Source organism: Maritimibacter sp., assembly GCF_016774595.1.
In the GTDB taxonomy this organism is placed as follows: Bacteria; Pseudomonadota; Alphaproteobacteria; order Rhodobacterales; family Rhodobacteraceae; genus Maritimibacter; species Maritimibacter alkaliphilus.
The window spans coordinates 48,812-70,402 of the sequence record NZ_JACBWT010000002.1; the positions used below are offsets into that span (position 1 = coordinate 48,812).

Genomic DNA, 21,591 nt, shown 5'->3' on the forward strand with positions numbered 1-21,591 from the left:
TTCAGGAGTGATTTTCATGCTGCGATTCGCCGCCCCTCTATTTGCCGTTCTCACACCCCTTCCTGCCGTCGCGGACGCCTGCGACGAGATGTGGTTTATCCGGAACCTGCATTTCGACCGCGCCGGATACTGCTTCGGGTCCACGCTGGGGCAGAACATCTTCGACAACGCCGGATGCACCGGCAAGGACGTCCAGCTCAGCTCCGAGGCGCAGAAATCCATCGCGTTCATCAAAGAGATGGAGGGGCTGCACGGCTGCAAAGTGAACACGGCGGGCGAGCGGATCGACCTCTATTACGACTACATGCTCCGCGCGCTCGAAGATTTGCCGGTGCCATCCGAGTTCGGCTCGGCCTGCATTGGCTGGAAGGGGCCGGACGTGCCGGTTCTGGCCGGTCACCGGGCGGGGGCAGCGCAGATCGGCACCGTCAAGCGCGGCATGGACGTGATGTGGGACTATGAGCATTTCGGCCCGAATGGCTGGCAGGTCGTGTCGCTCTACGATGGGTCCGACCGGGTCGGTATTGGCTGGGTGCAGGGCGGGATCGACGAGGCTCAGTGCGGCCAACTCGCAGGCTAGCGTAGTTCCACCTGCGCACGCGCGGCCCGTCCATCGGCGTCGATAACCGACAGTGTGACATGGCCGGGGCCGGGCAGGTCCAGCATGTCCTCGCGCGCATGGCTGGCCACGCGCACCGGCGCGCCGTTTGCGAGCACGGTGAAGGGCGGACGACCGTCCCTGATCTTGACCGCGAGCGGCATGCCCCCGGTCTCGACCGTCGCGCCATCGGGGGGAAAGGCCAGTTCCGGCTGACCCTTGGGCGCGGCGAATACCGCCCCGCGCGGTTTGAACTCCCGCAGGGGCAGTGGAAGGGCGGCGTGGCTCAACATCAGCGTCCCGGGCGGGGGTGGCCCGAGCGGTTCGATCTGTGGGGTGACGCGGCTGAAGGCTTCGAACAGGATCGGCGCGGCCATGTCGGCCCCGAACGCCCCCGGCACGGGCGTCCCGTCAGGCCGCCCCATCCAGACCGTCACGACATAGCGCCCGTCGAACCCCACGGCCCATGTGTCGCGGTGGCCATAAGACGTTCCGGTTTTATAGGCGAGCCTCATGCGCGGCGCGTTCGGCGGCGGTGGCACCGACGACAGGATATGTGCGACCTGCCACGCGGCCTCCGGCGTCACCAGACGCGCGGGCACGGCACGCGGCGTGTCGGGGCGATGACGCAGGGCCGTCACTTGTCCGCCGTTCGCGAGCGCGGCGTAAAGCGCGGTCAGCCCCTCCGGCGTCACCCCCAGACCGCCCAGCGCGATGGCCAGACCGGGCGCGCCACCGGGCAGTCGCGGATCGGTGCCCGCCGTCTCCAGCGCCGCAAAGACCCGCGCCGGGCCGATCTCGGACGCCAGCGCGACCACGGGGATGTTCAAGGACAGGCGCAGCGCCTCGGCCACGGTCACCGGGCCGCGATAGGCCCCGTCGAAATTCTCGGGCGCGTAAGATCCGAAAGCGATGGGCGCGTCGTCGATCAGGGTTTCGGGATGGGCGAGGCCATCGTCAAAGGCCATCGCGTAGATCAGCGGTTTCAGCGTCGATCCGGGTGAGCGGTGGGCGATTGTCATGTCGACGAACCCCTGCCGATCCGTCGGCGCATAGCCCGCCGATCCGACGCTTGCGAGCACCTCACCGCTCACATGATCGGCCACCACCATCGCGATGGACAGCCGCCCCGCGCCGTGATCCGCCACCGCCCGCGCGGCCAGCGTTTCGAGCCGCGCTTGAAGGCCCGCGTCCAGCGTCGTCGTGATCCGCCCGTCCGGTCCCGGCCCCTCCCGCCGCGCACGGTCTGCCAGATGCGGGGCAAGCGCGGGCATGTCGCGGCGCACCTTCGGCACCGGATCGCGCCGCGCCGTGTCGGCCAGATCGGCGGTGAGCACGCCCTGTCGCTCCATCCGGTCGATCACCCGGTCTCGTGCGACGAGCGCGGCCTCGCGGTGGCGATCCGGGCGGCGGGTTTCGGGCGACTGGGGCAGGGCCACGAGCAGCGCGGCCTCTGCGGGCGTCAGCCGTCGCGGCTCCTTCCCGAACCATGTGCGGGTCGCGGCGCGGATGCCTTCGGTGTTGCCGCCATAGGGCGCGCGGTCGAGGTAGAGCGCGAGGATCTCGTCCTTCGTAAGCCGCCGTTCCAGCGCAAGCGCCAGCCTGATCTGTCTGAGCTTGCCTGAGATAGTCCCGGTCGGCCCATCCTCCAGCAGACGCGCGGTCTGCATGGTCAGCGTGGATGCGCCCGACACGACACCGCCGTTCACCAGCGCCTGCCCCACGGCCCGCGTCATGGCGACCGCGTCGACGCCGTTGTGCCGGTAGAACCGCTTGTCCTCATAGGCGACGAGCATCCTGAGGAAGAGCGGATCGACGGGCGCGCCCTGAAGCCCCATCCGCCAGCGACCATCCGCGACCGTATAGGCGCGCAGGAGCTGCCCATCACGGTCCAGCACTTCGTCCGACACCTCGACCGTGAGCGATGGCACCTCGGTCCGGTCCACCCAGTCGTCCAAAGCATCGCGCCCCGCCGCCGCACCCCAGAGCGCGACGGCAGCGGCCAGCCCACCGATCAGGGTGGCGCGGCGTGTCACTCGATCACCACCGTCCCGGTCTCACCCGTCGCGCGGTAGTCGGGGCGATACATATCCTCGACCGACACGGCGGGATGATGGAACGTCCCCGGCGTCACCGCCCGCACGATATAGGCAAGGCGGAAGGCGCGGTCGGACTGCCAGTCGACGGCGGCGAGGAACCGGTCCTGCCGGAACTCGCTGTTCTCCAGATCGCTGGTCAGTTGCAGCCAGTCGAGCGCCTTGATGTCGCCGCCCCGGATCAGGTTCGGGTTATCGATCTCGAACCCGGCGGGCAGCGGATCGGACACAATGAGGCGCCCGTCCGAATAGCCCTGCGGCGTCACGGTGACGACCGTGACCAGCCGTTCGCCCTGCGCCACACGCGACACGTCCACCGGCTCGCCCTCCATCGAGTAATACTGACGCCCGATGGAGTAGCCATTCGAGGTCGGCGGTTCCGGCTGGGTCGGCACGCCAAAGGCGGTGAGCGTGATGTCCACCGGCCCGTCGCCCGTATTCTCGACCGTCCACGGGCGTGACAGCGACACCGGATTCATCACCTCGACCATCGGCCCTGTCATCGGCTCGCCGTTCAGAACCAGCCCGGCGTTCGGGCTGTCTTCGAGCAGCGCATTGGCGGCAAGCAGCGACCACGTCGCCTCCTGCGTCGACCAATAGCGGTCGCCCTGCGCGATCAGGTTCACCAGCGCGTTGCGGTCCACCGCCTGCGATCCGGCTTCGACCGCGAGTGTCAGGACGGCGGCGGCATCGCGCAGATCGGTGCCGTAATCCGCGCGCCATATCTGCCCCTCCGGTTCCGGCTGGGCCATCAGGTCGGCGGCCTGCGCGAACATCCGGTCGGCGCGGGTCGGGTCGCCATAGGCAGCGAGTGCGGCACCCAATTGCGCCGCGGCCAGAGGCCCGTCGAACTCGGCGGCCTTTACGTCTGCATAATAGCGCAGATCGCCCATCGCCGCCGCGCCCTCACGCGCGAGGACGTAGAGCGCATAGGCGAGGTCTTCGCCCCCGTCCTCAAAGTCCGGGTAGTAGTTTACCCGGTTCCTCAGGTTGTCCATCGCCGCACGGAACGCGGTATCCGGCACGGCGTAGCCCTGTGCGCGGGCGCGCGAGAGGAAGTCGGACACGAAGCTGTCGAGCCACATGTCGCCACTGTCCGGCCGCCACAGCCCGAAACTTCCCGACGAGGACTGGTTCGACAGGATCGCCTCGATCGCCTCGTTCACGCGCTGGGGCAGGTCGTCACGATCCTCAAGCCCCATCGCTTCGGCCACACCGCCCATATAGAGCAGCGGGAGCGCGCGACTGGTCTGCTGTTCGGTGCAGCCATAGGGGTAGCGGTCGAGTCGGTCCAAGAGGCCGGGCGCGTCGATCTTGGCGAGCGGCCCGGCGGCGATGGTGGCGCGGGCCGAGGCCAGCGTCAGACCATCGAACACGTCCTGCGTGAAGGTGAAGGTATCCCCGGCGGCAAGCGTGAAGCGGTTCTGGCGCACCACTTCGGGGTCGAGGGTTTCGACCGGGATGGTCAGCGTCTTGGTCAGTTCCTCACCCGACGGGGTTTTCAGCACCAAAGCGATCTGGTGGATGCCCTCTGACACGGCGGCGATGGGCACGGAGACCCGCGCCGTTTCGCCCTCGCCCAGCGTGATGTCGTCGGCCAGAACGCCGCCGCCGATCTGTAGCCCCGCCGAGGTCGCGGTGACGGTCACGTCGCCGGTCGGCCCGCTGGCATGGGTGAGTTCCAGCAGCATACGCGCCTCGTCCCCCGGCGCCATGAAACGCGGGACCGAGGCGGTCATCACCACGGGGTCACGCACCAGCACATCGCCGCCCGCCTGACCCACGCCGGTGTCAGACCACGCGACCGCCATCAGGCGGACCGAGCCGTTGAACTCCGGCAGGTCGATGGTGGCGGTGGCGCGGCCATCGACCACTTCGAGCGGGCCGAAGAACTGTGCCATCAACTCTTCCGTTGGGGGCGGGGCTTGCATCCGCATCGACGCGGCGGCGTCACCACCAGAGCGGATTTCGCCCATCTGGCCGGTCATGCCGTCGATAAGATTGCCGTACAGGTCGCGAATACCCATGCCGAGCCTGCGCTGGCCAAAGTAGTGATCCTCGGGGTCCGGATCCTCGAAAGAGGTGAGGTTCAGGATACCCTGATCGACGGCGGCGAGGGTGACATAGGCGGTTTCGCCCGCCGCGATCCCGTCCACCGTCACCGCGACCTCCATCGGGCCGCGCGGCTTGGCGGTTTCCGGCGCGTCCAGACCGACGCTGAGGCGATGGTCGCCCGGATCGACGCTGGCGTGAGCCAGCCCCAAAGCGCGGGTCGGGTTGCGCCCTTCGGCCTCGTCCAAAGGCTGGATGAGCGAGGCGGTGACATAGGCACCCGCGCCCCACTCCTCGGTCACGGGCAGCGAGACGGTGGTCTCCCCGTCCACCTCGATGGCCTCCATATGAATCAGCCGGTTCGAGACGACCGTGACCAGCGCCGTGCCGGGGTTGCGCGGCAGGATGCGCAGGGTCGCGGTGTCGCCGGGTGCATATCCCTCGGCGTCCAAAGACATCTCCAACATGTCCGGCGTTTCCGACACGTCGGCGGGCACATACCAGCCGGCGTAAAAGTCCATCGACGAAGCGAGGTAGGCGCCGCTCGTGCGGCTCACCACAATCTCGTAGCGGCCCCATTCGACCTGTGCGGACACCTCGACCGGATCAGCGCCCAGCGTGGCGGTCCCGGTCGCGACCTGTTCGCGGGTCGTCACAGGCTCCCAGTCCCAATAGCCGTCCGAGGAATACCACTGATAGCGCGTGCGCACCCGGTTCACGGCCCATGTCACCTCCATCGCCTTGCCCGCAAGATCAGGGCCGAGGCCGATGAGGTCGAAGGTCGCGGTGGAATTCTCGGACACGTCCCCGTCGAACCCCGGTTTGATGCCGATAAGGTCGGTCGCAGGCGTCACGGCAAGGCTCGCCTGCCGTTCCACGGGCCGCCCCGAGCCCTCCTTGACCCGCACCGTCACGGTGGCGTTGAGCGGCCGCCCCGGCGCTTCGATCTCGGGGAAGCTGAGGGTGGTCTGCGCCTGTCCGGCCTCGTCCGTCGTGCCGGGGGGGACCGAGCCGTATTGCGGATAAAGCTCATCCCCCCACATCCCGAAGCGGTAGCCTGGGAAGGCGTCGAGGCTGTCGGCGGCGGTCAGGCGAATGTCGCCCTCATAGTCCAGATCGGCCCCCGGCGCGCCAAACAGATAACGCGCGTCGATGCCCAGCGTGGGCGAGGCGTCGGCGCTCACCGGCCCGGTGGGCAGGCTCAGGTCGAAATCGATGCGTTCCGGCAGGAAATCCTCGACCAAAAGCGTGGTGGAGGCGAGCGCCGGCTCCTCGGTGTCGGTATAGACGTCCAACCGCCACGTCCCACGCGGGGCCGCGCCAGACACGGGCAGGGCATAGACATGCCCGCCTGCGCCCGCGCCGTCCGACACCTGACGCGAATACTCCACCCCATCGGGGCGCGTCAGGATCGCGGTGAGCGGCAGACCGGGGATCGCCTCGGCCATGCCGTCACGGGCCAGCGCGGTGGCGTTGATCGTCTCACCCGCGCGGTAGGCCCCCCGGTCGGTCGTGAGGAACACGTCGATGGGCGGGGCGGCGGGATTGCCCTCGACCCCGCGATCCGACAGATCGAACTCCGGCCCGCGCAGGGACAGATAGACAAGGTCATTCTCGCCCTCGGCCACAACCAGCGCAGGCGCGGCAGAGCCCTGACCCATCGTCATCGCGGCGGGGAAACTGGCATAGCCCATCGCGTCGGTGGTCGCGGTTCCGATCACCTCGTTCGCGTTCGAGACGAGCTCGACCGTCATACCCTCCATCGCATCAGCCGAGGTGAGCGAGCGGGCAAAGACGTGCAGCCCATCCGCGCCCCACATCGATGTCAGGCCGATGTCCGAGATCACGAACCACTGGGTCGCGGGCGGCGTGTCGTAGGGGTCTTCGCCTTCGATGCTGGCTTGAAGGGCATAGACCCCCGGCTCCATCTCCGCGATCGCTTCGCCAATCGGCAGGCGGGTGGTCACGTCGGTGTTGAGTTCGCTTGAAACGCTCGCAGACCCTTCCCAGACGACCGTCGCCATTTCACCTTCAAGATAGCTGGCCATCCAAGGGTCCACGGAATTGCCGAGGATGTTTTCCTGCATGGTCCGCACGAGGTTACGGTCCGACACTTTCATCAGCTTCAGCGCCAATTCGTCAGCATTGACCGCGATCACCGGAAGCCCGGCATCCTCGGTGCGCGGCAGCACGTAAGCCTTGCCGGGGAAGACGACCGAGGGCGAACGGTCGCGCACGTAATGCGTGACCTGCACCGGCGCGCGCAGCGCTTCGCCATTGGCGGCAGGCAGGCCAGAGCGCAGCGTGATCGTATAGCGCCCCCCATGCTCGACCCCGGCAACGCACAGCTGGCTGCCCGATGCGGTGACGGCGAGCCCGGACGTCTCGGACTGCACGAAATCGGAATAATCCTGCCCGGTTTCGATCAGCGGTTCCGAGAAACTGGCGCAGATGCGCGGCTGGGCGGCGTCCGACTGCACCTCGGTATCGGTCACGCGGAAACCATATAGCCCCACGGCCCGGTCGAGCGCGGCGGAGGTATCGTCGCGAGGGCTCAACTCCTGTGCCAGCCGCAGTGCGGGGATCATGTCGCGGCCCCGGTCGAGCTGTTCGAGGGTCTCGGCCATGATGATAAGCGCGTTGGCCCGTGCCGCCGGGTTCGACAGGCGGGCATAGGCGGCGATGGACCCCTCGAACGCCTGCTGCATCAGCCGCCGACGCTCGCTGTTCTCGGTCGTGACGTTGGCTGCGGCATAGGTCAGGCGGGCGTATTCCAGCCAGTCGCCTCCCGCGCCGCTCACCACTGTAGCGGCCCCCATGTTGCGATAGGCGTTGACGAAGTTCCCTTCGCGCTCGGCATCCAGCGCGATGCGGGACAGGTCTTCGGCGGTCCAGCCGCCCGCGACGTAATCGTTCGAAATCCAGCGGGCCTCCTGCGCGGCGGCGGAAATGTCGTAGGGGCGCAGGAACGCCATCAATTCCGCTTCCCGGTCGGCTGCGGCGGCGAGGACGGCCTGCGGTTCGTTCACGATCTCGCCCGAGAAGGCACCGGAATACTCCGCCTCGTCGGAAATCGACGATTTCAGGAAGCACGAGGAATTGCGCGTGTTGAAGGTGAAGGCTCGGCACTGGGTATCGCCAAGGCAGGCGGATTCACAGTTTTCGAGGGATGTATCGAAGATCGATTGCAGGTCGGAGCCGAAGAAATCGACATCGCGGTGGAGGACGAACCTTCGGTCGGGGACGAGATCCTGCGCCATGGTTTGTGCTGAAAAACTAAAGAAAATTGCAATGAAAATGAAAAGCTTCCGCATGACAGTGTCCTCCTGTGCGCCGTCATGTTGCCACGAGGCCCCTTGAGCTGACAACGATTCCTCCCTTTGGCCCTGCGCCCGTTAAGCCGGCGTTCACCTTGTTGGGTGATGGTCGCGGCACTGGCGACGATGGGAGAGCGCGATGACGAATGATGATCTGTTGACCGGCGAACGGCGCGCGCGGATGGCGGCGGAACGGCTGCTCGCCCAGAAAGAGGCCGAGTTGAACGAGGCGAACAGGATGCTGTCACGCCATGCGCGTTCATTGTCCGAAGATCTGGTGGAAACACGCGAAGAGGTGGTCGAGGTGCGCGAGGATCTGGAACGCAAGACGGTCGAGGTCGACATCGCCAAAAGGCGGCTCTGGTCCTCGATCGAAACGGTGCAGGACGGGTTCGCGGTGTTCGATGCCGAAAGCCGTCTGGTGATCGCGAACCCCGCTTATTACGCGCCCTTCGACGGGCTGGAATGCATCCGCCCCGGCGCGCATTACGAGGAAATCGTCGAGGCCGCGCTGTCCGAAGGCATCGTCGACATAGGTGAGCGGACGGTGCCCGAATGGCGCGACTGGATGCTGGAACGCTGGGCGACGGATGCGCCGGAGCCGCGCCAGATCAGGCTGTGGAACGGCGCCTACCTGCGGCTGGTCGACCGGCGCGCACCGGGCGGCGACACGGTTTCGATGGCGATGGACGTGACGCAAGCGATCCGGCGGCAGGACGCGCTTCGCGCCGCCCGCGCACGGGCCGAAGCCGCGAGTCGCGCCAAGTCCGCCTTCCTCGCCAACATGAGCCATGAAATCCGCACGCCGATGAACGGTGTCGTGGGAATGGCCGATCTGATGGCCGAGCACGATCTGGACGAAGAGATGGCGAGCTACGTCGATACGATCCGCTCGTCTGGCCGGGCGCTGCTGACCATCATCAACGATGTGCTGGATTATTCGAAGATCGAGGCGGCGAAGCTGGAGCTGCATCTCGAACCCTTCGATCTTGAGCAGACGATCCTCGACGTGATCGCGCTGGTCATGCCCTCGATCCGCGAAAAGGGCCTCAAGATCATGCTGGACGTCGATATGTTCCTGCCGACCCGATACGAAGGCGATCCGGTGCGGGTGCGCCAGATCCTCACCAACCTGATCGGCAACGCCGTCAAGTTCACGGCCAAGGGGCATATCCTTGTCCGTGTGATCGGGATGCCGGACGGTCGCGACGCCCGACAGCGCGTGCACGTCACGGTCGAGGACACCGGCATCGGTATTCCGCAGGACATGCAGGATCATGTGTTCGGCGAGTTCAATCAGGTCGAGGACGAACGAAACCGCAGTTTCGAGGGCACGGGGCTGGGTCTCGCCATCACGCGGCAACTCGTCTCGCTCATGCATGGCGAGGTCTGGGTGGAAAGCGAAGAAGGTATCGGGTCTTGTTTCGGTTTCGCCCTGTCCCTGCCCGTCGTGGCCGAGGCGAGCCTGCCCGATGCGCCCGACTGGCTGGACCGCGCCCTGCTTGTCATGCCCGACGACCTGAACCGCTCGATCCTGGCCAAGCGGCTGATCGCCCTCGGGATGGAGGTCGCCGAGGCCGACAATGTCGAAGCGGGGCAGGGGCTGTCACCCGGAATGGACGTGATCTTCGTGGACCAGAAATTGATCCGGGCCGATATGGCCGAAATGTGCGCGAAGGCCCCGGCCCCGATCATCACCGTTGCCGATCCGCTCGCCGGCGATCACGCCTGCAACGAGGAGCGGATCTTGCACAAACCCCATTCCCGGCCCGCGCTCATGGCGCAACTCGCGGCCCTGCCGGAACCGAAATTGCCGGGCTTCCGGTCGATCCGGTCGGTGGTCGAGGAAAACCTGTTCACGGGCGACACCGCCGAGGACGAAGCGGATTTGCCCGAGGGCAACCTGTTCGGCTTGTCGGAACCCGAGGCCCATCTGCCTTTGACGCCGGAGGCGCCGTCCGCGCCCCGCAAGATGCGGGTGCTGGTCGCCGAAGACAACAAGACCAACCGTTTCGTCTTTTCCAAACTGGTCAAGGCCTGCGACATCGACCTGATCTTCGCCGCGAACGGGTTCGAAGCGGTGGACGAGTTCGAAAACGGCCAGCCCGACCTGATCTTCATGGACATTTCCATGCCCGGCCTCGATGGCAAGGAGGCGACGCGGACAATCCGCGAGATCGAAACCGAGCGCGGCCTGACCCGGACCCGGATCGTCGCGCTCACGGCCCATGCCATGACCGGGGATGGCGACGATATCATGGGGCACGGGCTGGACGCACACCTGACCAAGCCCTTTCCGAAAGACGCCATTCTGGCCGAAATCGCCGAGAATTGCCCGGCGGCGGCTCTGCCCGCGCTGCCCGACAAGGATCAGGCTCAGGCGGCGTCCTGATCGACCTCGCCGCGCACGAAGACCGGGCGGTTCGGTGCGCTCATGTCCGGCCGGTGCTCATAGCCGCCGAGGTTGAAGTCCGCCAGCGCCGCCGGATCGGTGATCCGGTTCTCGCAGATGAACCGCGCCATCGCGCCACGCGCCTGTTTGGCGAAGAAGCTGACGATGCGCGGCTCGCCATTCTTGGTCTCGTAAAACGTGGGCGTCACCACGCGCAGTTTCAGGGCGGGCCTGTCGGCGGCGGTGAAATATTCGACCGAGGCACAGTTGACCAGCGTGTCGGTGCCAAGATCCTTGGCCTCTGCCACCAGCCGCTTGGCGATCCGGTCGCCCCAGAAATCGTATAGCGACTTGCCCCGCCGGGTCTTGAGCCGCGTGCCCATTTCCAGCCGGTGCGGCGCGATCACGTCGCGAGGCCGCAACAGGCCGTAAAGCCCGGACAGGATGCGCAGATGATCCTGCGCATAGTCCATCGCGTCGGCGTCGAGCGAGGCCGCGTCGAACCCAGTATAGGTGTCGCCCGCGAACATCTCGATCGCCTGCTTTTCGCCCTCGCCCGACCCGAACCGCTTGAACCGCTCGGCGTTCAGCTTGCCCAATGCCTGCGAGATATCCATCAATGCCTCGAGTTTTCGGGGCTGTTTCAGCACGGCCGTTTTCGCGAGCGTCGCGGTGTCGTCCGCGAAAAACGGCGTGGTGCCTCCGGTGGCGACGGCCTCGGTCTCATCGAGGCGTTTGGCGGGGGACACGGTGATAAGCATCAGAACCTCTCGTGAATGAGCGACAGGAAAGCCGACCCGAACCGGTCGATCCGGGCGGTGTCCATGCCCTTGATACGGGCGAGATCGTCTTCGGATGAAGGACGGCGCTCGGCGATCTGCTTGATCTGTCCGGGGGTCAGCGACAGAGGCTTCGCATAGCCGTCGATCCCGCGATATAGGTCACGTGCCGCTTCGGCCAGACGGTCGTAAAGCACGCCACTTTCCGACCCTGCAAGCTTGCGGCGCGAGGGATGCATCGCTTCCGCCTCGCCCGCGATGACCGATAGGAAATCGTCGCCATACCGCTCCAGCTTCTTCGCGCCGACGCCTGAAATTTTGGCCATCTCGTCGATGGTCTGGGGCCGGGTCTCGGCCATTTCGATGAGCGTCCGGTCGGTGAAGACGACATAGGCCGGCACCCGCTGTGCCTCGGCCAGTGCGCGGCGCTTGGCCTTGAGGGCAGAGAGCAGCGGCGCATCCTCGTCCGACACCAGCGCCTTGACGGCGGGCCGGGCCTTGGATTTCGACACGGTATCGCGGCGCAAGGTCACTGAAGCCTCGCCCTTGAGCACCGGATGCGCGGCCTCGGTCACGCGCAGCGCGCCGTGGCGTTCGGGATCGGGGCGCACGAAGTCCAGCCCCATCATCTGCCGGAAGAGCGCCTGCCACTGACCGCGGTTCATGTCGCGACCCACCGCGAAGGTCGGCAAGTCCTGATGGCCCCGCTGTTTGACCTTGTCCGTCTCGTTGCCCGTCAGAATGTCGATCAGGTGCCCCGCGCCGAAGCTTTCGCCGGTCCGCAGGGCCGCCGACAGCGCCTTCATCACCGGAACCGTGGCGTCGAACGTCTCGGGCGGCTTGTCGCAGTTGTCGCAATGGCCGCAGGGCTCGGCCTCTTCCCCGAAATAGCCGAGCAGCCGTTGACGGCGGCAGCCATGCGCCTCGGCCAGACCAAGGAGCGCGTTCAGCCGCGCGTGATCGGCGGCGCGCCGTTCGGGCGGTGCCAACCCCTCGTCGATCTGGGTTCGGCGCAGGCGGATGTCGTCCGGACCGTAGAGCGTGAGTGTCTCGGCAGCCGCCCCGTCACGGCCCGCGCGACCGATTTCCTGATAGTAGGACTCGATGGATTTCGGCAGGTCGGCGTGCGCCACCCAGCGGATGTCCGGTTTGTCGATCCCCATGCCGAAGGCGACGGTTGCGACGACGATCAGCCCGTCCTCGGTCTGGAACCGCCGCTCGACGTCGCGCCGCCGCTCGGGGTCGAGCCCGGCGTGATAGGCGACAGCCTCGTGCCCCGCACCGCGCAGCGCCTCGGCCAGCGTTTCGGTCTTGGCGCGGGTGGCGGTGTAGACGATGCCGGACAGCCCTTTGCGCGGCGCGGCGAAGTCGAGGATCTGACCGCGCGGGCCATCCTTGACCGCGAAGGCGAGGTGGATGTTCGGGCGGTCGAAGCCACGCAGGAAACTGCGCGGCGCCTTGCCCGCGAAAAGCTTGGTGACGATCTCGGCCCGCGTTTCTTCGTCCGCCGTGGCGGTGAAGGCGGCAAGCGGCACGCCGAGCGCGGACTTGAGATCACCGATCCGCAGGTAATCGGGGCGGAAGTCGTGGCCCCATTGGCTGACGCAATGCGCCTCGTCCACGGCGATCAGCGTCACGCCCGCACGTTTGAGCAGGTTCACGGTCCCGCCCGAGGCAAGCCGTTCGGGCGCCATGTAAAGAAGCTTCAACCGGCCCTCGGAAATGGCACGGAACACCTCGTCCGTCTCTTCCTCGGTGTTGCCGGAGGTCAGCGCGCCCGCTTCGACCCCTACGGCCCGCAGGGCGCGGACCTGATCGCGCATCAAGGCGATAAGGGGGGAAATGACGACCGTTACGCCGTCGCGCAACAAAGCGGGAAGCTGGTAGCAGAGGGATTTGCCGCCGCCCGTCGGCATGATGGCCAGCGTATCTTCGCCCGCCGTCACCGCCGACACGATCTCATCCTGACCCGGTCGGAAGGCGTCGAAGCCGAAGACGGATTTCAGAAGGTCGAGGTCGCGGGGCATGGGCCGGGTTTAGCCACAACCCGTGCCCCTCGCAACCTAGTAGAAGTGGTACATGTTGTTCTGAATGACCGTGCGGATCGCGAAGAGCGCGAGCAGCACGATGACCGGCGACAGATCGAGCCCGCCCATGTCCGGCATGAAGCGGCGAATGCGCGAATAGACCGGATCGACGAGCCGGTTCAGCCCATACCAGACCTGCGCCACGAACCGCTGCCCGAGGTTGAGAACCTGAAAGTTGATCAGCCACGACATGATGATGTGAACGATCACGATGAACCAGATCACGTTCAGGATGGCCAGGAGGATTTGCATTATCGAAAGCATGGGCGGTCCGTTCTTTGTCCGTGCACTGACCTAGGGGCACGGGGGCGCGAGCGCAAGTGTGACGCGCGGGAACGGTTGACGCGCGCTTTTCGCAGGCGCAGCACGCGGGGACAAAGGAGCGCCCCATGTATCCCTTCGTCCGTCTCGCCAAGGAAATCGTCAAATCGTTCGGCCAGTCGCGGCTACCCATCGACGGGGTTCACGTCAGCCACCACATCTGTTGGCCGTGGGATCTGGATATGTTCATGGAGTTGAACAACGGGCGCACGCTGACCCTGTTCGATCTGGGCCGCGTTCCGTTCGGTATCCGCACGGGCATCGCGCAGACCACCGCGAAGCAGAAATGGGGCGGCGCGGTCGCGGGGGCGAGCGTCATGTACCGCCGCCGGGTCAAGATGTTCGACCGGATCGAACTGCGGACCCGGCTGATCGGCTGGGACGACAAGTTTTCCTATATCGAGCAGTCGATGTGGAAGGGCGAGACCTGCGCCAACCATATCCTCGTGCGGACCGCCACGACCGACCGAAACGGGATCGTGACGACGGACCGTGTGCTCGCGGCCATGGGCTATCCCGATCTCAAGTCGCCGCCCTTGCCAGACTGGGTTTCGGGCTGGATCGAGGCTGATACCCACCGGCCATGGCCGCCGGAATTCTAATCCTTCCCCAACGTAAGGTGCTTGCTTCTAAGGTATAACTCCGGCCATACAGTTAACCATAATGAGGTGGGAGGGGCAGATGGCCACCGGGGACAGGAAGCGCATATGGGGCTGGTACTGGTTCGACTGGGCGAGCCAGCCGTATCACACCGTTCTGCTCACATTCATCTACGGGCCCTTCTTCGCCACGGTCGCGACGGCGTTCTTTCTGTCGTCCGGGATGGCCGAACAGGCCGCGGATGCGCGGGCCCAGACCGTTTGGTCGATGTGCCTGACGATCACGGGTCTCATCATCGGGTTCGGCGGGCCGATCCTTGGGGCGCTTGCGGACACGTCGGGCCGCCGCCGCCCGTGGATTTACCTGTTCACGCTGCTCTACGTCGTCGGTGCCTGGTCGCTTTGGTATACCGATCCTGCGGGCGGGAATATGTGGCTGATGCTGTTCGCGTTCGGCATCGGTTTCATCGGCGCTGAATTCGCGTTGATCTTCGTCAACGGCCAGTTGCCCGGATTGGTCGAGGATAGCGAGGTCGGCAAAACCTCGGGTTCCGGCTTCGCTTTCGGCTATGTCGGCGGGATCGTCGCGCTCATCATCATGCTCGCGATCTTCGCCGAGGGTGACAACGGCAAGACCCTGATCGGTCTGGAGCCCGCGTTCGGCCTTCTCGACGGTTCGACGCGTGAGGGCACGCGGTTCGTCGGGCCGTTCGTCGCGATCTGGTTCATCGTCTTCATGGTGCCTTACTTCCTGTGGGTGCGCGAAGACGACCTGCCGCGCCGCAAGCATTCCATATCCAAAGCCCTCGGCGGGCTGGGCCGTTCGCTGCGCGCGCTCAAGGATCGCCGGTCGCTTTTGAACTTCCTGCTTTCGTCGATGTTCTATCGCGACGCGCTGAACGGGCTTTACGGTTTCGGCGGCGTCTATGCGACGCTCGTTCTCGACTGGCAGGTCACGTCGATCGGGATCTTCGGCATCATCTCGGCGATCTCCGCCGCCCTGTTCTCGTGGCTCGGCGGCAAGGTCGACAGCTCGATCGGACCCAAGCCGGTGATCGTCGGCGCGATCCTCGGCCTGAGCCTCGTCATCGTGACCATCGTGTTCATGGACCGGCAGTCGGTTTTCGGCATAGCGCTCGCCGAAGGCTCCAAGCTGCCGGACATCATCATGTTCGGCGCAGGCATCGTGATCGGCGGTATGGGCGGCACGCTTCAGGCCGCGTCCCGCTCGCTCATGGTGCGCCATGCCGACCCGGCATCGCCCACCGAATACTTCGGCCTCTACGGTCTGTCGGGCCGCGCGACCGCCTTCATCGCGCCCGCCCTGATCGGGCTCGCCACGACCATCACCGGGTCGGCGAGACTTGGCGTATCCCCTCTCATCCTGCTCTTTCTTCTGGGACTCGTTCTGTTAGTCTGGGTGCGACCGGATGGAGAGGAGTTCACCACCCCATGATCCGCCGCATTCCCCGTGCGCTTGTCGCGACCGTCGCGCTGACGGGCGCGCTTCTGGCCTGTTCGTCGGACAACCGTCCGGTAAGCGGCAAGGCCCCGCCCGCAAGCGAATACGACCTGACGGCCGCGCGCGAAATCATCTCGACCGCGAACGAACCGGCGAAGCAACTGTTCGGCCATAAATCCGGGCCGTCGGCACAGACTCCGGCGGCGTGGGGGTTCTACTCCAAAGGGTGCCTTGCCGGTGGGGCGCAACTGCCCGAAACCGGGCCGACCTGGCAGGCGATGCGCCTTAGCCGCAACCGGAACTGGGGTCACCCGCAGCTGATCGACTACGTTAAGGATCTGTCGGCCAAGGCCGCGCGTCAGCCGGGCTGGGCCGGGCTTTACGTGGGGGATATGAGCCAGCCCCGTGGCGGGCCGATGCTGACAGGCCACGCCAGCCACCAGATCGGGCTGGACGCCGACATCTGGATGCTTCCGCCCACGCGGCTCGACCTGACCCCGACCGAGCGCGAGAACCTGTCGTCGATCTCGACCCGTCGCGCCAACGGTGCCTATGTGAACGAGAACTGGACGCCGCAGCATCATCAGGTGCTGAAGGCCGCCGCATCCGACCCGCGCGTCGCGCGCATCTTCGTGTTTCCCGGCGCCAAGGTTCAGATGTGCAATGACGAGACCGGCGACCGGTCCTACCTGCGCAAGATCCGGCCCTGGTACGGTCACCACTATCATTTCCACGTGCGCCTGAACTGTCCTGCCGGCATGTCCGGTTGCACGAACCAAGATCCGCCGCCACCGGGTGACGGGTGTGACGACGCGCGTCAGTGGGTCGCCAACATTCTCAACCCGCCGCCACCGGATCCGAATGCGCCGGCCCCGCAGCCGCGCCGTGAAATCCGCCTCGCGGATCTGCCTCAGCAATGCGCCGCCGTCTTGCAGTCGCAATAACCGCCTTCGCGCTGGCGCCCTCCGCCATCGCCCAATCGCCGCAGCCCGCCCAATTCGCCTCCAGCACGCTCTGGTCGATTGCGGACGAGTCCTTCGGCGGCTGGTCGGGGTTCGAGGTCGATCCCGACGGGGTCGGCTTCGTCACCGTATCGGATCGCGGCCTGATCGTTTCGGGGCGGCTGTTGCGTAACGCGAACGGCTGGCTGATCGGGACCGAAACGGGGCCGATCCTGACGCTGACCCACACCGACGGCGACCCGCTTCCGCGCTATTGGGACGACAGCGAAGGGCTGGCGGTCGCCCCCGATGGCCGTGTCTTCGTGTCGTTCGAGGCCGAGCACAGGATCAACGAATATAACGACGCCGCCGTCGACCGCGCGGTCCACCTGCCGCGCGCCGAAGGCTTCAAGGATCTTCAGAACAATTCCTCGCTCGAGGCATTGGCGATCGATGCCGACGGTGCCCTTTATACCCTGCCCGAACGCTCGGGCGAGCTGACCCGACCGTTCGACGTGTTCCGGTATCGTGACGGCGAATGGACGATCCCTTTCACCATCCCGCGCCGGGGCGATTTCCTGCCCGTTGGTGCCGACATCGGCCCGGACGGGCGGTTCTATCTGCTCGAACGCCGCCTGTCGTCGTCACAGCTTGGCTTCGCCTCCCGCGTGCGCCGCTTCGATCTGGGCGAGGATACGCTGGACGGTGAGATCACCCTGCTCGAAACCCAGCCGCGCACGCATGACAACCTCGAAGGCATCGCGGTCTGGCGGGACGCGCTGGGCGACATGCGCATCACCATGATCTCCGACGACAACCACCGCTTCTTTCAGAAGAACGAGATCGTCGAGTACATCGTGCCGGGCGACCTGCCGCCGCCCGAGGATAACCTGTCCGACGAAACGCTTGATCCGGACGACGAGAACCTGTAGGCCCCGCCCGTCCTGCATGAGCAGGGCCATGTCTCCGACCACCATGTCAAAACGGATCAAACACATGACCCGCATTCTTCCCGGCATTCTTGCCATGGCCGCCGTCGTGGTGGCCTCGAACATCCTCGTCCAATTCCTGCTCGGCAACTGGCTGACCTGGGGCGCGTTCACCTATCCCATCGCGTTCCTCGTGACCGACGTGATGAACCGCGTCTACGGCGCGCAGGCCGCGCGCCGCGTCGTCTTCACGGGCTTCCTTGTCGGCGTCGTCTGCTCGCTGATCGGCAGCCAGATCATGTTGCAGGGCGACGGCTACGAATTCGCCGCCGTATCCTTGCGCGTGGCCGTTGGCTCCGGCATCGCGTTCCTGACCGCGCAGCTTCTGGACGTCGCCATCTTCGACCGCCTGCGCGGCGGCCGCTGGTGGCGCGCGCCCTTGGCCTCAACCCTCATCGGGTCGGCGGTCGATACGGTGCTGTTCTTCTCCATCGCCTTTTCCGCCACCATCGGTGTTTTCTTCAGTGAAAACGCGAACTTGGAGACGTCTTGGGCGACCGAAGACGTCCCATTCCTGGGGGTCGGCGGCGTGGTCCCGCTCTGGGTCAGCCTCGCCTTTGCCGACTGGCTTGTCAAACTTTCGCTCGCTTTGGTGGCACTTGTGCCGTTTCGTGTGCTTGTCGCGAAACTTTCACCAAATCCTGCGTAAAAAATGTTGACCCATACCAGATATGTGGCACCCTTTTCATATCGTTATTCAACTCGAGGAAAGGAGGTGTCCATGTCTAGAGAATTCACGGAGAGAGGTGCCGGGACAAAGTAGAAGCGCCCAACCGGGGCAGCCCTCGGTTGGTAGCGGGCTAGGCTGACATTGTCTAACCGGCCCCACCTCCAGACTTCTCGAAGGGCCACCCCAGCGGTGGCCCTTTTCGCATTGCAGGGAACTCCCCCGGTGGGGGACTGATTGTAAGACCATGATCCGCGTAAACGACCAGATCACCATTCAGGACTGGGAACTGACCGAGAGCTTCGTGCGCGCGTCGGGCCCCGGCGGGCAGAACGTGAACAAGGTGTCCACGGCGGTGGAGTTACGGTTCGAGGCCGAACGCTCGCCGCATCTGCCCGACCCGGTGAAACGGCGGCTCAAGCGGCTGGCCGGGCGGCGCTGGACCACCGACGGCGCGCTGATCGTGTTCGTGCAGGACACCCGGTCACAGGCGAGGAACAGGGAACTGGCCGAGGAGCGGCTGGCGGAGATGATCCGCAAAGCCTGCGAAAAACCGAAACGCCGCATCCCGACGAAGGTCTCGGCCAACCAGAAGCGCAAACGCGTGGACGCGAAGAAGAAGCGCGGGGAGGTGAAGGCGCTCAGGGGGAAGGTCAAGTAGGGTGGGTGAAACCCACAGCCCGGCGGATCGCACCCCGCAACGATGACCCCGAAAGTAAGACCCCGTAGGCCGGGGTTCGCCCCGGCAAGCGCGCTGGCCGGTGGGGGCGCGGTGGTGGGCTGAAGCCCACCCTACGCTTGCTACGCTGCGCAAGGGGCTTGACTTGTCATATAGGCGACGATCTGCTCAGAAAATAATGTTCATTAGGAGATTGGGGGAATACGTTGGTAACGGTTCTTATCGACGACTACCCGCGGCCAGTCTATCGGCTGCCCATACACTTTGACATGGAAACTCATGTCCTTTCTCTCGATACATTCATCGCAACGACGCGCGAATTTGAAAATTCCTTTGAGTCGCTTGTTCAAGAGCATATAGGGCCGGATCTTCAGTTCAAAACGCTTGTGTTACCGCCCGAAGAAGGCGGCTTCAAGGCTGTGTTAGCTTGGACGTTTACTGTAGCTGGCGGAGCGATTGCTTTCTTGGAGACCGATGTTGGGTCGGGGTTTGTAGAAGGATCCACCGGGAAGACACCTAGCGAATGGACGAAGGAGATTGGGGCAGAAGTTAGAAGCATATACGAAGACGTCTCTGGCGGTCCGAGCGTCCTTTCAGCACAAAACATAAAGGGATTTGCTGCCTGCGGCGTTCTGGTCGAAGCAACGAAGGGCTTTTTTGAGAAGCCAACGTCAGAACTAATCGAAGCCGGAATAGAGCCGTCGTTCTTTCCGGAAATGTTCGCAGCAAAGAACTCGTTCTACAAAACTTGTGAAGAGGATGCCTCCGTCTTGGGGGTTGGCTTCAACGACACGCACGAATTTCCGGTTCCACGAGAATTCTTCCAGACACGGATCGCCCACCTGCCTCGGGATGACGAAAGCGTTTGGTTGGTTCAAGTTGTGGAATATGTTGTGACTTCGCCGAATTGGGATCGGTATGATCGCAAGCGACAATGGAAAGGCCGCGACGGAAACGGAAACGTTGTATTCTTCACGATTTCTGACAACTCTTTTTGGATCAAAATCGAGCAAGACGAATTGGTTTCTTCACATTTGGACAAGATAGTTGCTCAAGCGGCTATTCGACGTTCGGGGGCACGTTCCCATGAAATAATTCTACTTAACGTGTTGAGTTATAACGACGTGCACCTATCAGATGCATTAGGTGAGAACGAACTGATGGAATTGCTCCCCGAAAACGCCGCACCTCGGACGGGCACCGAAGACCTCTTCGAAAGGCAATCAAGTCCTTGGTTTCACGATGCAGATTGGATTGATGAAGACGACGAAGAGCCCCCGCTGCTTTTGGGCCCCTAAACCACAACCTCCCGCCGGGCCTGATCCCCAACTCCAAACACCCGCTTATACCGGGCCACTTCGCCCTCAGGCCCCAACGCCTTCGCCGGGTTGTCCGAGAGTTTCACCGTGGGCCGCCCCTCGGCGGCAACGGCCTTGCACACCAGTGAGAACGGCGCCAGCGCGTCCCCCGGTGCCAGCCCCCGAAAGTCGTTCGTCAGCAGCGTCCCCCAGCCGAAGCTGACCCGAACCCGGTCCGCGAACAGCCCGTGCAGCCGCTCGATCTCCGCCACGTCCAGCCCGTCGGAAAAGATCACCATCTTCTCGGCAGCATCCTCGCCCCGCTCCTGCCACCAGCGGATCGCCGTCTCGGCCCCCTCGACCGGGTCGCCGGAATCCACGCGGATGCCCGTCCAACCGGCCAGCCAGTCGGGCGCGTTGTCCAGGAACCCCTTGGTCCCATAGGTGTCGGGCAGGATGATGCGCAGGTTCCCCGAATGCTCCTCATGCCAGTCCGCCAGCACGTCATAGGGCGCGCGGGCCAGCGCGGCGTCATCCTCCGCCAGCGCCGCCGTCACCATCGGCAGTTCATGCGCATTGGTCCCGATCGCCTCAAGATCGCGGTTCTTGGCGATGAGGCAGTTGGACGTGCCGACGAAGGCGGGGCCGAGCCGTTCCACCATCGCCTGCACCGCCCAGTCCTGCCACAGGTAGCTGTGGCGGCGGCGGGTGCCGAAATCGGCGAGTTTCAGGCCGGGCAAGCCCCGCAGACGCTCGGCCTTTTCCCACAGCCGCGTCATGGCGCGGGCATAGAGCACCTCCAACTCGAACCGCGCCATGTCGCGCAGCACGGCGCGCGAGCGCAGCTCCATGAGGACAGCAAGGGCCGGGATTTCCCACAGCATGACCTCGGGCCAAGCGCCTTCGAACGTCAGCTCATACTGATCGCCGACGCGGGTGAGGTGATAGGGCGGCAGGCGCAGCCCCTCGAACCACTCCATGAACTCCGGGCGGAACATCTGGCGCTGGCCGTAGAACGTGTTCCCGCGCATCCACGTGCTCTCGCCACGGGTCAGTGACAGCGTGCGGATATGATCCAACTGCTCCCGCAACTCCCCCTCGTCGATCAGGGTTGCGAGCGGCACCTCGGTGGCCCGGTTGATCAGCTGAAACGTGACCTGCGTGTCCGGGTGGTTGCGATGAACCGACTGACACATCAGGAGCTTGTAGAAATCGGTGTCGATCAGCGATCGGACGATCGGATCGATCTTCCAAGTGTGATTGTAGACGCGTGAGGCTATGTCGACCATGATCCGCATGTGAGCCGGGGCGGCA

General features: G+C 65.0%; 15 protein-coding genes. 9 read left to right on the forward strand and 6 right to left on the reverse strand.

Annotation, left to right across the window (positions count from 1 at the left end; translation table 11 throughout):
* Window positions 1–16 precede the first annotated feature (16 nt).
* Window positions 17–580 (forward strand): DUF4453 domain-containing protein, encoded by a 564-nt coding sequence (locus tag HOY44_RS11310; RefSeq protein ID WP_287434789.1) that lies wholly within the window; start codon window positions 17–19, stop codon window positions 578–580.
* Here HOY44_RS11310 and pbpC read toward each other — a convergent pair.
* Together pbpC and HOY44_RS11320 are read right to left on the reverse strand one after the other, a co-directional pair.
* Window positions 577–2,634 (reverse strand): penicillin-binding protein 1C, encoded by a 2,058-nt coding sequence (pbpC, locus tag HOY44_RS11315; RefSeq protein ID WP_287434790.1) that lies wholly within the window; start codon window positions 2,632–2,634, stop codon window positions 577–579. The genes HOY44_RS11310 and pbpC overlap by 4 nt on opposite strands.
* Window positions 2,631–8,060: an alpha-2-macroglobulin family protein gene (locus tag HOY44_RS11320; RefSeq protein ID WP_502710696.1), complete on the reverse strand. Its 5,430-nt coding sequence runs from the start codon at window positions 8,058–8,060 to the stop codon at window positions 2,631–2,633. Before HOY44_RS11320 ends, pbpC begins: the two co-directional genes overlap by 4 nt.
* 142 nt (window positions 8,061–8,202) lie before the next feature.
* Between HOY44_RS11320 and HOY44_RS11325 the strand changes: the two genes are divergently transcribed.
* The gene (locus HOY44_RS11325) at window positions 8,203–10,455 is read left to right on the forward strand and encodes an ATP-binding protein (protein ID WP_287434792.1); all 2,253 of its coding nucleotides are present in this window, start codon (window positions 8,203–8,205) and stop codon (window positions 10,453–10,455) included.
* Here the strand turns inward: HOY44_RS11325 and yaaA are convergent.
* The 3 genes from yaaA to HOY44_RS11340 are packed head-to-tail and all read right to left on the reverse strand — an operon-like array spanning window position 10,440 to window position 13,585.
* Window positions 10,440–11,216 (reverse strand): peroxide stress protein YaaA, encoded by a 777-nt coding sequence (yaaA, locus tag HOY44_RS11330; protein ID WP_287434793.1) that lies wholly within the window; start codon window positions 11,214–11,216, stop codon window positions 10,440–10,442. The two genes, HOY44_RS11325 and yaaA, sit on opposite strands and share 16 nt — an antisense overlap.
* Window positions 11,216–13,261: a DNA helicase RecQ gene (gene recQ / locus HOY44_RS11335; RefSeq protein ID WP_287434794.1), complete on the reverse strand. Its 2,046-nt coding sequence runs from the start codon at window positions 13,259–13,261 to the stop codon at window positions 11,216–11,218. The genes yaaA and recQ overlap by 1 nt, the downstream gene beginning before the upstream one ends.
* A gap of 36 nt (window positions 13,262–13,297) precedes the next feature.
* Complete coding sequence (locus HOY44_RS11340; protein ID WP_040884796.1) at window positions 13,298–13,585, reverse strand: YggT family protein; 288 nt, start codon at window positions 13,583–13,585, stop codon at window positions 13,298–13,300.
* Between the two features lie 125 nt (window positions 13,586–13,710).
* Between HOY44_RS11340 and HOY44_RS11345 the strand changes: the two genes are divergently transcribed.
* From HOY44_RS11345 to HOY44_RS11375, 7 genes are all read left to right on the forward strand, one after another.
* Window positions 13,711–14,244, forward strand: a complete 534-nt coding sequence (locus HOY44_RS11345; protein WP_008331843.1) for an acyl-CoA thioesterase — start codon at window positions 13,711–13,713, stop codon at window positions 14,242–14,244.
* A 79-nt stretch (window positions 14,245–14,323) separates the two neighbouring features.
* Entirely contained in the window at window positions 14,324–15,697 is a 1,374-nt protein-coding gene (locus tag HOY44_RS11350) for an MFS transporter (RefSeq protein ID WP_040884794.1), read from the forward strand.
* Window positions 15,694–16,647 carry a penicillin-insensitive murein endopeptidase gene (gene mepA, locus HOY44_RS11355; protein WP_008331840.1) on the forward strand — a complete coding sequence of 318 codons (954 nt, stop codon included), beginning with the start codon at window positions 15,694–15,696 and terminating at the stop codon, window positions 16,645–16,647. The genes HOY44_RS11350 and mepA overlap by 4 nt, the downstream gene beginning before the upstream one ends.
* A complete protein-coding gene (locus tag HOY44_RS11360) occupies window positions 16,620–17,576 on the forward strand; it encodes an esterase-like activity of phytase family protein (RefSeq protein WP_287434795.1) in 957 nt (318 codons plus the stop codon). Before mepA ends, HOY44_RS11360 begins: the two co-directional genes overlap by 28 nt.
* 64 nt (window positions 17,577–17,640) lie before the next feature.
* Window positions 17,641–18,282, forward strand: coding sequence for a queuosine precursor transporter (locus tag HOY44_RS11365; protein WP_287434796.1), 642 nt, complete (start codon window positions 17,641–17,643; stop codon window positions 18,280–18,282).
* 265 nt (window positions 18,283–18,547) lie between these two features.
* A complete protein-coding gene (gene arfB, locus HOY44_RS11370) occupies window positions 18,548–18,961 on the forward strand; it encodes an alternative ribosome rescue aminoacyl-tRNA hydrolase ArfB (RefSeq protein WP_008331837.1) in 414 nt (137 codons plus the stop codon).
* 224 nt (window positions 18,962–19,185) lie between these two features.
* Window positions 19,186–20,277 (forward strand): hypothetical protein, encoded by a 1,092-nt coding sequence (locus tag HOY44_RS11375; protein ID WP_287434797.1) that lies wholly within the window; start codon window positions 19,186–19,188, stop codon window positions 20,275–20,277.
* Here HOY44_RS11375 and pncB read toward each other — a convergent pair.
* Window positions 20,274–21,566 (reverse strand): nicotinate phosphoribosyltransferase, encoded by a 1,293-nt coding sequence (gene pncB / locus HOY44_RS11380; RefSeq protein ID WP_287434798.1) that lies wholly within the window; start codon window positions 21,564–21,566, stop codon window positions 20,274–20,276. The genes HOY44_RS11375 and pncB overlap by 4 nt on opposite strands.
* Window positions 21,567–21,591: the final 25 nt, after the last annotated feature.